Here is a 13,291-nt window from a genome sequence, read left to right as displayed (position 1 = left end):
GATATAAATGCTTTTGTCAGGAGGGAACTTGTTGAGACAAGCTAGTGATTACACAGAACCTGCACTAAAAAATATATTTGCTGAGGATTTCAAAATTGGCGCAGCCGTTAACCCGATGACGATACAATCACAGGAGCACTTGCTCGCCTATCATTTCAATAGCATTACCGCTGAGAATGAGATGAAGTTTGAAAGTCTGCATCCGCTTGAAGACAGTTATAACTTTAAACTAGCAGATCAGTTGGTTGCCTTCGCCCGAAAACATCATATGGCTATGCGTGGGCATACTTTAGTCTGGCATAACCAGACTACGGACTGGTTGTTTGAGGATAAGAAGGGCGGGCCTGTAAGCAAAGAGACATTGCTTGCACGGCTCAAATCACATATTCAGACCGTGGTTGGGCGTTACAAGGAAGATATCTATGCTTGGGATGTTGTAAATGAAGTTATTGCAGATGAAGGAGAAGAACTTCTTCGCCAGTCAAAGTGGCTGGACATTGTCGGACCGGAGTTTATCTGCAAAGCTTTTGAATTCGCTCATGAAGCCGATCCTAAGGCTTTATTATTCTACAACGACTATAACGAGTCTAATCCTCTTAAGCGTGACAAAATCTATAAAATGGTGAAGTCGCTGCTGGAACAAGGAGTGCCGATCCATGGCGTCGGATTGCAAGCCCACTGGAATCTATACGATCCGGACTTAGATGAAATACGTGCTGCTATTGAGAAGTATGCATCTTTAGGGCTTCAGCTCCAATTGACAGAGCTGGATGTGTCCATGTTCCGTTTCGATGACAAACGAATGGATTTAAAGGTTGCACCTGCCGAACTGCTCGAGCTGCAGGCAGAGCGCTATGAAGCGATGTTTGCTCTGTTGAAAGAATACCGCGACGTGATTAGCTCAGTCACTTTCTGGGGAGCAGCGGATGACTATACATGGCTGGACGGCTTCCCTGTTCGGGGACGGAAAAATTGGCCATTTCTATTCGATGAGCAGCATAATCCTAAGCCAGCGTATCACCAATTGCTTAACGCTGTCACCAAATCATAGAGCGGGTAACCTGCTCAAGCTTGCGAATCATGAACCCGTCCTTTTCAATCCAGGGCGGGTTATTTATACGGGAGGAATAAACATGACAAATACCGCTTATGAGGCTTGGCTCAATTATGGTCAGCTGAAATCAGGATCTCTATACAATCAATATATAGATTGGTGTGTTGAGTTGGTAGTAACGGAGGACAACGAGACGATTCAGGCGGCAGCCGCGGAATTCATACAGGGGATGACCTCTATGCTGGGCAAAGCGCCACTGCTCACAGCGAAACCTGAAGGACCGTGTATCGTTATAGGAACCTTCCAAGGGGGGAATCCATTAATTAGTAGAGTATTCGCAGGAGAACGAACCGATTCACTGGGTCCTGAAGGTTTCCTTATACGTACAAATGCTACTGAGCAATGTATCGCTGTCAGTGCTTCAACGCCTGTTGGAATATTGTATGGCGTATTCCATCTGTTACGGCTGATAGGAACAGAAAGCGAGATAGACGCTCTGAATTTGTCTATGAATCCGGTGAACGGCCTGCGAATGATTAATCACTGGGATAATTTTGATGGCAGTATTGAACGTGGCTATGCTGGACGGTCCTTTTTTTACGAGTCCAATCAATTTCTTAACGATACAAAGCGGCTGCGTGATTATGCCAGATTGATGTCCTCTGTGGGGATCAACGCGATTTCGATTAACAATGTGAATGTTCATGAGCTTGAATCTCTATTTATAACGGAGCAATATTTGCCTGATATCGCGTTAATTGCAGGAATATTCCGCGTATACGGAATTAAGCTATTCCTCAGTGCTAACTTCGCCAGTCCGATACAGATCGGAGCATTAGAGACAGCTGATCCACTGGACCCAGCGGTGCGGCAATGGTGGAAAGATAAGGCGGGTGAGGTTTATCGAGTGATCCCTGATTTTGGCGGGTTTGTGGTCAAAGCAGATTCAGAAAATCGACCTGGACCATTCACTTACGGGCGTGACCATGCCGATGGCGCTAATATGCTGGGAGAAGCACTGGAGCCGTTTGGCGGAATCGTGATTTGGCGTTGTTTCGTATATAACTGCAAGCAGGATTGGCGTGACCGTAAGACAGATCGGGCCAGAGCAGCGTATGATCATTTCAAACCATTGGATGGCCGATTTAATGATAATGTAGTGCTGCAAATCAAGAATGGACCGATGGATTTTCAAGTCAGAGAACCGGTATCTCCGCTGTTTGGCGCACTGGAACATACCAATCATCTGATGGAGTTTCAGATTGCTCAAGAATATACAGGGCAGCAGCGGCATCTCTGTTATCTCGTTCCACAGTGGAAAGAAGTCCTTGATTTCAATACTTATGCCAAAGGGCAAACTACACTTGTGAAACATATTGTGGACGGATCGGTGTGGGGAAATAAATATAATGGTGTGGCTGCTGTAACTAATGTTGGGGATGACATGAACTGGACGGGGCATGGGTTAGCTCAAGCCAATCTGTATGGATATGGGAGATTAATTTGGAATCCGGAGCTGACGGCAAAAGAAATAGCTGAGGAATGGATTCGCCTTACCTTTGGCACTGATGAAGGTCTAGTGGCTGCTATTCGCGGGATGTTAATGGACTCATGGAGGATTTACGAATCTTACACAGCTCCATTAGGTGTGGGCTGGATGGTTAATCCGGATCATCATTATGGGCCGAATGTGGATGGATATGAATACGCCAAGTGGGGAACGTACCATTATGCGGATCATAAGGGCATTGGTGTGGATCGTTCAGTCAAATCGGGAACGGGGTATAGCGGACAGTATATAGGTCTTAATGCATCAAATTATGAGAATCTAGCGTCTTGTCCAGAAGAGCTGCTGCTGTTCTTCCATCATGTTCCATACACGCATGTTCTGCAATCGGGACAAACGGTTATACAACATATCTACGATACTCATTTCGAGGGGGCAGAGCAGGCTGCACAGCTTCTAGCAACATGGGAATCACTTGAAGGCAGCATGGATAGTGGATTGTATGTGCAAGTGAAGCAACGTCTTGAAGAGCAAGCAGAGCATGCGCAGGAATGGAGAGATCGGATCAATACGTATTTTTACCGCAAGAGCGGAATTGAGGATCTTAAAGGCAGAAAGATTTATTAGATTTTGAACCGAGGGATGATGATAGTGAGCCTCACGATTAGAGCGATTTTGAAAGATTTAATGGGAACTGTGGAACAGGTAGAAGGGACTGTGGATATTCTGAACCCAGGGGAACCGGAAACTGAAGTCACAGGGATTATTACGGCCTTTTCTGCCACACAAAATATTGTGGAGCAAGCAATAGCGTTAGGAGCCAATTTGCTGATCACGCATGAAGGTGTATTTTATAGCCATCACGCGGCGAACGAGTGGTTAGAAGGTGATCCGGTTTATCATGCGAAAAAAAGTCTGATCGAACATTCCCCAATAGCTATTTTTCGTTATCATGATTATTGGCATCGGCAAGAGCCGGATGGGATTATGATGGGTTTGCTGCGAGAGCTGGATTGGTCAGACTATGTGGAAGAGCAGCAAGCGGCTGCTACGATTCTCACTATTCCTGCTATGACTGTAATGGAAGCTGCTCAGTATATTAAAAGTAAGCTAGGCATCTCTTATGTACGCGCTGCTGGTGACCTGTCTCTGTCCTGCAAACGCGTAGGGATATTAGTAGGTTACAGAGGAGGCGGGACGATGGCTATTCCGCTTTTTAATGATCACAATCTTGATTTAATTATTGCTGGAGAAGGACCAGAGTGGGAGACTCCGGAATATGTGCGGGATGCAGGGCACCAAGGAAAATCTAAAGCGCTCATCATGTTAGGTCATGCGGAGAGTGAAGCGCCGGGGATGAAATATTTAGCTGAAATCTTAGCAGACAAATATCCCATGCTTCCTACCCGGTTCATTGCTGAACAACCCATCTATCAGATGGTTTAATCTGGGGAAATTAAGAGTACGGAATAAATAAACATATTATGGAGAAAATGAAGGGAAACAGGTCACTGAGAAAGGAGTGTTTCAATGGAAATTCCTTTGGAGGCTGATGAAGTATTAAGTCGGATCAAAAAGCTGCAAAGCGACGGAAGCTCAATCAGTAAAAAACAAGTAAAGCAAAGCGACCCAGAGCTTATGAGAAGTGCGCTGTTCTTTTTTCCAAGCTGGGAGCATGCATTGAAAAACGCCGATCTTTTGTAGCCATAGTATTGTAAAAGGAAGCTAAGTGGACAGGGGGAGATCTCTGATTCTGCTTAGCTTTTTTCTTTTTTATGAAATCATTCGTGCTGTTCATGTGAAATAATATTAACAAGCTTGCCAAACGGATCGGGGACATAGAAACGACGAACACCCCAAGGTACAGAAACTGGCCCAATATTGGTATTGAAGATTGTCGTTTCTTATTAAATAGGAAAGTACTGGTGAATCACCCCCTTTTTCGCTTGCTTCAGAGCTGTTTTTCTAAAGAAAACGAGTAAACAAGAGCAAAAGAAAGAGAAAATGAAGAGTATGCTTAATATGAAATGAAAAGCATTGCTTTCAACATTATTTTGACCAGAGCCCTCCTTTACAAGAAAACCTTACAAGAGTATGATTCATCTCAGAACTGAGAATTATCTTAAATTTACAATTACATAAGCAATCCGCTTAATTTCCGTTTCTGGAAAGCGGGGGAACCAACAACTGGCAGCCGATGTGAGAGTCGGCACTGGTTATGGGGTGAATCCTGTTCCGGGTGCATAATATGCATCCCTGCAGGTAGGGCAACTCTCACTGCCCGAATCCGACAGCTAACCTCGTAAGCGTATGGAGAGAGGATGAATGGCGTGTTTAGTGATGAATAGCCACAGAGAATCCCTCTGTGGTTTTTTGCTGCGTTTTTAAGCAGATATAGTCGTAGAATTTATTATGAAAGAGGTGTTACCTTTGCCTATCGCTAAACTGAACGGAACTTCGCTCTATTATGAAATCAATGGAACTGGCACTCCGGTTGTGTTTATCCATGGACATGGATTAACACACAGTATGTTCAAACCACAGCTGGAGTATTTTTCCGATAAATATAAAGTGATTTTGTGCGATTTACGGGGGAATGGCAAGTCTGGTAAACTGTTGGAGGCCCCACATGAGATTATTGAGACGCAATGTCTGGATCTGATTATGCTGTTGAATGACCTAGGTATCCGTGAAGCAGTTTTTGTAGGAATCGCCTATGGTGGCTTAGTCGTTCAGCATATTGCCAAACAATATCCTGAGCGTGTAAAAGCAATTGTGGTCGCGGATAGCTTTTGTAGGACTCACGGATCAACAATAGTAGGGAAAATACAAACTATGGCAGCATATTGCAGTTTACTAATGTATTATCTCCCAAGCGAGCTGGTGTTGCCTTCGATTCGGATGATGTACCGAGAGCGCTGGAGTCTGGCCTACAATGAGATTAGAAGAGGACTGCTGGACAAACGCCCCCGGGAGTTATATCGGCAAAGGCTGGCTACGAGCCATGTTGATTACACCAGATGTTTAAAGGCTTTTAAACGTCCTGCATTATGTATTGTGGGGGACTTTAATGAATTTGGAGTGAATTGTATGAAGGAAATGGTGTCTCAGCTGCCGCAGGCGCAGTTGGCGATTATTCCGAACGCATTAGATCCAAGTAATCTGTGCCAGCCGGAGCAATTCAATGCGATTCTTCAGCGTTTCTTAGAGAAGCAGCAGGGCAGTCAGCAGATTAGCTGATCTATAGGGAGACCTTCACAAGCGAAGCGTTTAAGTGAGAAAATAGGCGACCCATAGCCAGGGCGGAATGAGCTGGCTATGGGTCGTCTTTCTGGGAAGAACTTTAGGGGAATTCTCCCTAAAATGAAGGAGATTATGGCTCCTAGAACGTAGATTAGGGAAATCCTCCCTAATAATAGGATGTTTTTAGGAAGGATTTCCCTAATATAATGGACATCCAACTAAAGGCTGGCTTATCAGTAGTAAAATCTACGAATGAGCCAGCCTTTGGCTATTTTACTAACCGATGGATGTTGAACATTTACAAGCATATTGTACCTAGAACGCCACTTAATGTCCCACCCTACCACAGCATCAAATATAGCTCACCCGACGTGGGAAAGAACGGTAGACCTAAGTAGTGATAGTAAGTGTATAGAGGAAGGCGTAACAAGCAGCACATCTGCTACTCTTGCTTTTTGTACAATGCGATCTACTCGTGTAAGATTAAGATAATTCATACTAAAGGAGCTGAGTCATGATGTCTCAAGCTGAAACTATAAAACTGACTTCATTATCTTCAAAAGGGGGCTGCGGCTGCAAAATCGGTCCCGCCGATCTCATGCAGGTTATTCGCAGTCTGCCACCAACTGTTCCTAACCCGGATCTACTAGTAGGTCTTGATACTAGTGATGATGCAGGGGTGTATCGTTTAAGTGATGAATTAGCGTTAGTGCAAACTGTTGATTTTTTCACGCCGATCGTGGATGATCCCTATTCATTTGGTCAAATTGCAGCAGCCAATGCATTAAGCGATATATATGCGATGGGTGGAAAGCCGCTTACGGTGCTTAATATTGTGGCTTTTCCTATTTCTGTTTTAGATAAAAGCGTTCTTGGTGACATTTTGCGCGGTGCAGCGGATAAAGTACAGGAAGCAGGAGCTACTCTTGTGGGCGGACATTCCATCGACGATAAAGAGCCCAAATTCGGATTGGCCGTTACGGGCCTTGTGCATCCTGACAAAGTAAGAACGAATGCGGGCGCCAAGGTGGGAGACAAGCTGATTCTAACGAAGCCTATCGGTGTGGGGATCTTAACAACTTCCATTAAAAAGGATCAGCTATCTCCTGAAGAAACCACACGCCTTACGACAGTAATGTCTACTTTGAATAAAAAAGCGGCTGAAATCATGGAGCCTTATGATGTACATGCTTGTACAGATGTTACCGGATTTGGGCTACTGGGACATGCCTCGGAAATGGCTAAAGGGAGCGGCACGGGCCTGATCATTCGTCAAGGCGATGTACCGATGCTGCCAAGAGTAAGAGAGCTTGCGGAACAGGGATTTGTTCCAGGAGGCACTAAGAATAACTTTGCCCATCTGGAAGGCAGCATTCTTTATCCGGAAGAGATGGACCAACTAAGCCGCTATATTCTATGTGACGCTGTGACTTCTGGCGGATTGCTGATCTCTGTGGCCCCCGAACAAAGCGAAGATTTGCTAAAAGAGTTAGTAGATGCAGGGGTAGAAGCGGCATTGATCGGAGAGGTAACGGAAGAGCATCCGGGTCAGATTACGGTTATAGCTACTGTGGAATAACTGTTGTATATCAGCTTAGAGCAAATTATGAAGGTTAGCCACCAGAGGAGAGAGCATATTGTTTCAGGACATTACACTGGAAGAACTTAGAGTGTTAAAAAACAAGAAGCAGATCACCATTATTGATGTTAGATCTCCTTCTGAATATAAAGATGCAACGCTGCCGGATAGTTTGAATATTCCCTTTTTTGATGATCAGGAACGGGCTGAAGTAGGGACGTTGTATAAACAGACAAGTGTGCAGGCCGCGAAAGAACGTGGTTTGGAGATTGCTGCGGCAAAACTGCCTTCTTTTGTCAAAGAATTTGCAGCGATTCAAGGAGACAAAGCAGTATTCTGCTGGAGGGGAGGTATGCGCAGCCGTACAACTGCGACCGTACTCTCTTTAATGGATATTCATGCTTACCGGCTGATAGGCGGCTATAAGGCTTATCGTAAATGGGTGCTCGACGAATTGGAGTCCTATGAATGTAAGGCGAAGTCTTATGTGATTCACGGAAATACAGGCACAGGTAAAACCAATCTGTTACACCGCCTGAAAGCGCAAGGCTACCCCGTTCTGGATTTGGAAGGGATGGCAGGTCATCGTGGTTCTATTTTTGGTGAGATTGGCCTTCGTGCGAACAATCAAAAAACGTTCGATAGTCTTCTTTTAGAGGAGTTAATTAAGATCGGGGATTCTCCTTATGTACTATTTGAAGCGGAGAGCAAAAAGATTGGTAAGGTAGTAATGCCCCCATTTATGGCCGAGCAAAAAGAGAGCGGAACACAGATCTGGATTGAGATGCCTTTGCAAGCCAGAGTGCAGCAAATCCTTGAGGATTACCGGCCAGAAGAGTACAAGGAGCAGTGTATTTCTGCATTTCGGAGTATTAAATCCCGAATTCATATCCCTGTTGCAGCAGAAATCGAACGATGCTTGCAGGCGGATTTGTTCGGCGAAGCTGTGGCGCTGCTGCTAGAATATTACTATGATCCTAGATACGATTATACGTCCACTCAGTATGAAGGCATTGAGAGAGTTACTTTTAAAGTGAATAATCTGGATGAAGCTGAGACTGCTGTGCGTTCTTTTTTAAAACATCAAGAAGTATAAGTTTCGCGTTATGGTTAAAGGGGGCTTTACTTAATATGATCTATTTAGATTACAACGCTACAACACCAGTAGATAAGGAAGTAGCAGAGGTTATGATCCCTTATCTTTACGGTCATTTTGGGAATCCCTCAAGCAGTCATTCTTTGGGGCGGGAAGCTAAACTCGGAATAGAGCAGGCAAGAACACAGGTGGCTGATTTCCTGAATTGTGCGCCGGGTGAGGTGCTTTTTACCAGTGGGGGTAGTGAGTCTAATAATACTGTCATTAAAGGAGTAGCCCAAACGTATCGCCATAAAGGTAATCACATTATCCTGTCTGCTATTGAGCATCCAGCTGTAATTAAACCTTGTCAGTACCTGGAGCAGATGGGATACAACCTGACTTATGTACCTGTTGACTCTTATGGAATGGTGCAGGTTGACGATGTGAAAAAGCAGCTCACGGACCAAACCATTCTGGTCTCCATCATGCACTCTAATAACGAAACGGGCACGATCCAGCCGATCAAGGAAATAGCTGAGGTCTGCCACCAACGGGGCATTCTTATTCATACAGATGCTTCACAATCTGCGGGAAAAGTAGACCTCGATGTAGCGGATTTGGGAGTGGATTTTCTAACGCTTGCAGGCCATAAATTATATGCGCCCAAAGGCATTGGAGCATTGTACATTCGGGACGGCATTCACATTGAGCCTTTGATACACGGTGCGGGCCATGAACGGGGGCGAAGAGCGGGGACAGAAAATACACCCTACATTATTGGCTTAGGAAAAGCCTGTGAGCTTGCTGCTGACTCTGATTCTAGAAAAAGAGTTAAGCAAGTTACGGAGTATTTCTATGGAAGACTGCAGGAGTCTTTTGGCGAAAAAATTCATTTGAATGGTCATAAACACAAGCGCTTGCCTAACACCCTTAACGTTAGTTTTCTTGGAGCAGTGGGTCATGAAATTATCGATTCCCTGGAAGCTGTGGCGGCTTCAACGGGCTCGGCGTGCCATTCCGGTGAAACGTTGATTTCGCCTGTTTTAAAGGCTATGCATGTGTCGGAGAATATTGGACGGGGAGCGGTTCGTTTTAGTGTGGGACGATATACGACTACAGCGGAAATCGATGAGGTCATCGATAAGCTGAAGGTGTATTTGTTATAAGCTGAAATCGTATTAGTTGTGAGGTTCGTTTTTGCAAACAGTGACAAAGTGTGAATCCTAGTGAACGGACTTTGACTTCCAGTGGACGGACTATGACTCTCAGTGAACGGACTATGAATCTCAGTGAACGGATTATGGCTCCCAGTGAACGGACTATGGCTCCCAGTGAACGGACTCGCTATCGGACTCAGGCGCTCTTATTTGCAATATTTTCCTATTTTTGAGTTGCTATAGGACTCCATAGGCGTTATTAGTACAAAATAGACACTACTGAGCACCATTTCTGCCCAATAGCGCCTCTCAGGTCCGATAATCTCTCTAAACAGTGATAAATTAACGAATAGCGGCATCTGAGTCCGAAAGATCAAGCGTTGAATCCGCATATTACAAAAAAAGCATCTGCCACCTCCTTCAAAAGGAATCGCAGATGCTTTTTTTAACTTTTTTTAGTGATTATACAATCGTAAAGCCAGCACTTGCATAACCAGTGACTGTATTTACAAGGGTAAGACCTGTAGCGGTGGCTGAGAATACCATAAGCAAACGTGTCTGTGGTGTTACAGTAAAATTGATACCATTCGTAATTCCGCTGACAAAAGTTCCAAGATTAATAGTACCGGTGATAGGTGGAAGTGGGACTGTTGCGCCTGGAATAGGAGTAAATGTGTTATTTGGTGTGGCAGATTGGTACAATTGCGCTGTTACATTTATCGTAGTACCAAGCAGTGATAAAGCTATGGTATTACTGAAGTAAGCGGCAATGGAAGTTATTACTCCTGCTCGAGGAGTTGAGAATGCAAAATTGATAAGCGGTCCAAGGAGAGTACCTGTCAAATCAATATTACCGCCAACAAGCGAAATGCCTGTGGCTGAACTTCCGAAGCCTACAAGACTTGTTGTTCCAACCAAACCACCCAAAACCGTGGTCATAATAATAGGTCCTCCGGATGCCAGCGGAATAATTGCACCGTTACCGGTTGCACCAGTGACTCCGGTAATGCCAGTAGCTCCAACCGCGCCGGGATCACCCGTCGCGCCCGTTGCCCCCGTAGCTCCGGCAACGCCGACCGCGCCGGGATCACCCGTGGCACCCGTTACACCGGTAGCTCCGGCAACGCCGACCGCGCCGGGATCACCCGTCGCGCCCGTTGCCCCCGTAGCTCCGGCAACGCCGACCGCGCCAGGATCACCCGTCGCGCCCGTTGCCCCCGTAGCTCCGGCAACGCCGACCGCCCCCGGATCACCCGTCGCGCCAGTCGCCCCCGTAGCTCCGGCAACGCCGACCGCGCCCGGATCGCCAGTCGCGCCCGTTGCACCAGCAGGGCCCGCCAAGCCGGCAGCACCCGTCGAACCAGTCGCGCCCGTTGCTCCTACACCTGGACCTGCTGGTCCTTGCGCACCTGTTGGCCCTTGAATTCCTTGCACACCCTGTGGTCCTTGCGGTCCCACCGCGCCACCAGCGATTAACAAGTAATCTGGTGAACTCCCGGGTATTCCAGTAGGTCCGGAAACGGTAGCTATATAGGTGCTGCCATTGAAGGTTACTACTTGACCTGCTGGATAAGTAGGACTTTGTGCAGGATTAAAGATTACAATCCCTTGCAGCCCTACCCCTTGTGGTCCCTGAGGTCCTTGAAGTCCAGGCGTTCCTTGAGGGCCTTGTGGTCCTTGCGGTCCTTGGGGGCCTGTGGAGCCACCAGCAATTAATAAATAGTCTGGTGAACTTCCAGGTGTTCCCGTTGGTCCAGCAACAATAGCAATATAGGTACTGCCATTAAAGGTTACTACTTGACCTGCTGGATAAGTAGGGCTTAATGCAGGATTAAAAGCAACAATTCCTTGCAGCCCTGCCCCTGTGGTTCCCTTTACGCCCGGAACCCCTTGCGCTCCTTGCGGACCCTGAGGTCCCTGTGGCCCTTGAGGTCCAGTCGCACCTTTAATAGGCAATCCGATTGCTTGTGTAATAGAAGCTTGAATATGTCTGATCTGAATAATCAACTGATCTTTACAATTAGAGTCAATCTTCGTGGCGAGAATAAAAGATAATAACTCAGCTAACAACAGTTGAAGATTGGTGCCCACGCTTACGACAGAGAAGGGACTGACTTCGGTCGATACAATGGTTATCTCTACTACAGAAAGTAGCTCAGTTCTAAAAGGACTGCATAACTTAGAGGTATGCAAGAATTCCAATAATTCTCTTAACACTCTTTGTAGATTGGCAATATGAAGTGTTGTGGGATTCGTAAGTACGGGGGGTACCACTGCAGAGAGATCAGTGACTATTTTTAATAGTGCGTTACACTCCCTCTTTCTAATAGGACTGCTGATCCTTCCATGCTTGTTTAGGATAGCATCGCCTTTAAATGGTCTGTAATCAGGCATATTTCTATATCTCCTCCTTGAACTTCTCCTGTTCATTCCTTTGAAAAATGGGAACCTGCCCAATCAGCATATTCTGAGAAGCGGAAGTTGTTACAAAAATCGCCCTAAAAGCCGTTATTCCTGAAAGTCGTTATTAATGAAGCAATACAAAAAAGGCAGGCCACCGCTAATTACGGTAGTCTACCTTTTTAATAGATACGTTAAGTAGTCTCTCCTTTAATGAGAGTTACGTCTACAGTAGTGTTGTTGATTAGCTCTCCGTCAGCACTTTCGATCATTTGCAGGAGAGTATTGGTCAGCATGACCCCGATCCGATCACTAGGTTGCATAATGGTAGTCAATTTAGGACTCTGAAGCATGCGGGTAAAGCTGTGGTAATCATAACCGATGATTTTCAGTTGCTCGGGCACTCGAATGCCTTGCTGTTCAGCATAAATGTATAAAGCATAAGCCACAATATCATTACTGCAAAATACTCCATCATATTCTCGAAGTTGGGCCGGAGAGATATTTTCGGTGACAAAGGACCAAAAATAATCAAAGGTAAGCTTGTTGTGCGCGCCTTCGATAATATCGTAAGTTACACCATGTTTCATACTTGTGATGACAAAAGCATCCCGACGACGATTCGCAAGAATATCCAGATCTAGCGGGCCGGAGATATGTAGCAGCCGTTTACAGCCCAGCTGTATCAAATGTTCGGTAGCTAGCTCACCACCGCGGTAATTATCCGATCCCACACAAGGGATATTGGAGGAAATAAAACGGTCAAAAGAGACAATAGGGAAAGGGACCTTTTTATAGCTTTCAATATTCATGGTGTGGCTGCACATGATAATGCCATCTACTTGATTCTGGCGAAGCATGCTAATATAGTTGGCTTCCTTCTTAGGATCATCAAGAGAATTGCATATTAGCAATTTATAGTTTTTTTCATTAGCACTCATTTCAACATACTTGATGAGATCGGAAAAGAAAGGGTGATTTGAATCTGGAACAATAATCCCAATAAAAAAGGATTGATTCTTCTGTAAGGCTCTGGCGATTTGATTAGGATGATAATCTAAGGCGTCCATCGCTTTTTCAACTTTTTTACGCGTCTCTTTGCTGATATATCCCCGGTTGTTCATTACTCTGGACACGGTAGCTACAGCAACGCCCGCTTCCTTGGCAACATCTTTAATACTTGCCATACCCTCATCCCCGTTTCATAAAATGCTCTAATCTATATTCTACAACTTTCTTGGATTGTTGACACTAATCGAGACTAACAATTGTA

Annotated in this window: 10 protein-coding genes, 1 pseudogene and 1 riboswitch; of the genes and pseudogenes, 8 read left to right on the top strand and 3 right to left on the bottom strand. The window is 45.4% G+C overall.

From position 1 onward, the window contains the following. The first annotated feature begins 31 nt into the window (after positions 1–31). From MHI51_RS26115 to MHI51_RS26100, 4 genes are all read left to right on the top strand, one after another. Entirely contained in the window at positions 32–1,051 is a 1,020-nt protein-coding gene (locus tag MHI51_RS26115) for an endo-1,4-beta-xylanase (protein ID WP_405173363.1), read from the top strand. A gap of 82 nt (positions 1,052–1,133) precedes the next feature. Further along, positions 1,134–3,188, top strand: coding sequence for an alpha-glucuronidase family glycosyl hydrolase (locus MHI51_RS26110; RefSeq protein WP_405173362.1), 2,055 nt, complete (start codon positions 1,134–1,136; stop codon positions 3,186–3,188). Between the two features lie 24 nt (positions 3,189–3,212). Continuing rightward, entirely contained in the window at positions 3,213–4,007 is a 795-nt protein-coding gene (locus MHI51_RS26105; RefSeq protein ID WP_405173361.1) for a Nif3-like dinuclear metal center hexameric protein, read from the top strand. Between the two features lie 84 nt (positions 4,008–4,091). Further along, a complete protein-coding gene (locus MHI51_RS26100; protein ID WP_169744809.1) occupies positions 4,092–4,265 on the top strand; it encodes a hypothetical protein in 174 nt (57 codons plus the stop codon). A gap of 77 nt (positions 4,266–4,342) precedes the next feature. Here MHI51_RS26100 and MHI51_RS26095 read toward each other — a convergent pair. Beyond that, positions 4,343–4,453, bottom strand: a pseudogene (locus MHI51_RS26095) (glyoxalase); the annotation flags it as partial. A gap of 246 nt (positions 4,454–4,699) precedes the next feature. Beyond that, a riboswitch (cyclic di-AMP (ydaO/yuaA leader) is annotated at positions 4,700–4,886 on the top strand. Positions 4,887–4,991: 105 nt separating this feature from the next. Here MHI51_RS26095 and MHI51_RS26090 point away from each other — a divergent pair. The 4 genes from MHI51_RS26090 to MHI51_RS26075 all read left to right on the top strand — a co-directional run bounded on the left by MHI51_RS26090 (position 4,992) and on the right by MHI51_RS26075 (position 9,627). After that, positions 4,992–5,801: an alpha/beta fold hydrolase gene (locus MHI51_RS26090; protein WP_076130474.1), complete on the top strand. Its 810-nt coding sequence runs from the start codon at positions 4,992–4,994 to the stop codon at positions 5,799–5,801. A gap of 520 nt (positions 5,802–6,321) precedes the next feature. Next, the gene (gene selD / locus MHI51_RS26085) at positions 6,322–7,383 is read left to right on the top strand and encodes a selenide, water dikinase SelD (protein WP_076220867.1); all 1,062 of its coding nucleotides are present in this window, start codon (positions 6,322–6,324) and stop codon (positions 7,381–7,383) included. 58 nt (positions 7,384–7,441) lie between these two features. Continuing rightward, on the top strand, positions 7,442–8,479 hold the full coding sequence (mnmH, locus tag MHI51_RS26080; protein WP_341003823.1) for a tRNA 2-selenouridine(34) synthase MnmH: 1,038 nt from the start codon (positions 7,442–7,444) through the stop codon (positions 8,477–8,479). Positions 8,480–8,514: 35 nt separating this feature from the next. Next, on the top strand, positions 8,515–9,627 hold the full coding sequence (locus MHI51_RS26075) for a cysteine desulfurase family protein (protein ID WP_341003821.1): 1,113 nt from the start codon (positions 8,515–8,517) through the stop codon (positions 9,625–9,627). A gap of 453 nt (positions 9,628–10,080) precedes the next feature. On the opposite strand, the gene MHI51_RS26070 is transcribed toward MHI51_RS26075, so the two are convergent. Continuing rightward, complete coding sequence (locus tag MHI51_RS26070) at positions 10,081–12,012, bottom strand: exosporium glycoprotein BclB-related protein (protein ID WP_405173360.1); 1,932 nt, start codon at positions 12,010–12,012, stop codon at positions 10,081–10,083. A 200-nt stretch (positions 12,013–12,212) separates the two neighbouring features. Beyond that, positions 12,213–13,205, bottom strand: a complete 993-nt coding sequence (locus tag MHI51_RS26065; RefSeq protein ID WP_076220791.1) for a LacI family DNA-binding transcriptional regulator — start codon at positions 13,203–13,205, stop codon at positions 12,213–12,215. Between the last annotated feature and the right edge of the window lie 86 nt (positions 13,206–13,291).

It is taken from the genome of Paenibacillus sp. FSL H8-0260 (assembly GCF_045040625.1).
Lineage (GTDB): Bacteria > Bacillota > Bacilli > Paenibacillales > Paenibacillaceae > Paenibacillus_AQ > Paenibacillus_AQ odorifer.
This window is presented reverse-complemented; position numbering and strand designations above follow the sequence as displayed.

What these genes read in the sequence shown, in the direction of transcription:
- MHI51_RS26065 (WP_076220791.1), bottom strand. Translation starts at nt 13,205, where the DNA reads ATGGCAAGTATTAAAGATGTTGCCAAGGAAGCGGGCGTTGCTGTAGCT.
- selD (WP_076220867.1), top strand. Translation starts at nt 6,322, where the DNA reads ATGTCTCAAGCTGAAACTATAAAACTGACTTCATTATCTTCAAAAGGG.
- MHI51_RS26110 (WP_405173362.1), top strand. Translation starts at nt 1,134, where the DNA reads ATGACAAATACCGCTTATGAGGCTTGGCTCAATTATGGTCAGCTGAAA.
- MHI51_RS26070 (WP_405173360.1), bottom strand. Translation starts at nt 12,012, where the DNA reads ATGCCTGATTACAGACCATTTAAAGGCGATGCTATCCTAAACAAGCAT.
- MHI51_RS26075 (WP_341003821.1), top strand. Translation starts at nt 8,515, where the DNA reads ATGATCTATTTAGATTACAACGCTACAACACCAGTAGATAAGGAAGTA.
- MHI51_RS26100 (WP_169744809.1), top strand. Translation starts at nt 4,092, where the DNA reads ATGGAAATTCCTTTGGAGGCTGATGAAGTATTAAGTCGGATCAAAAAG.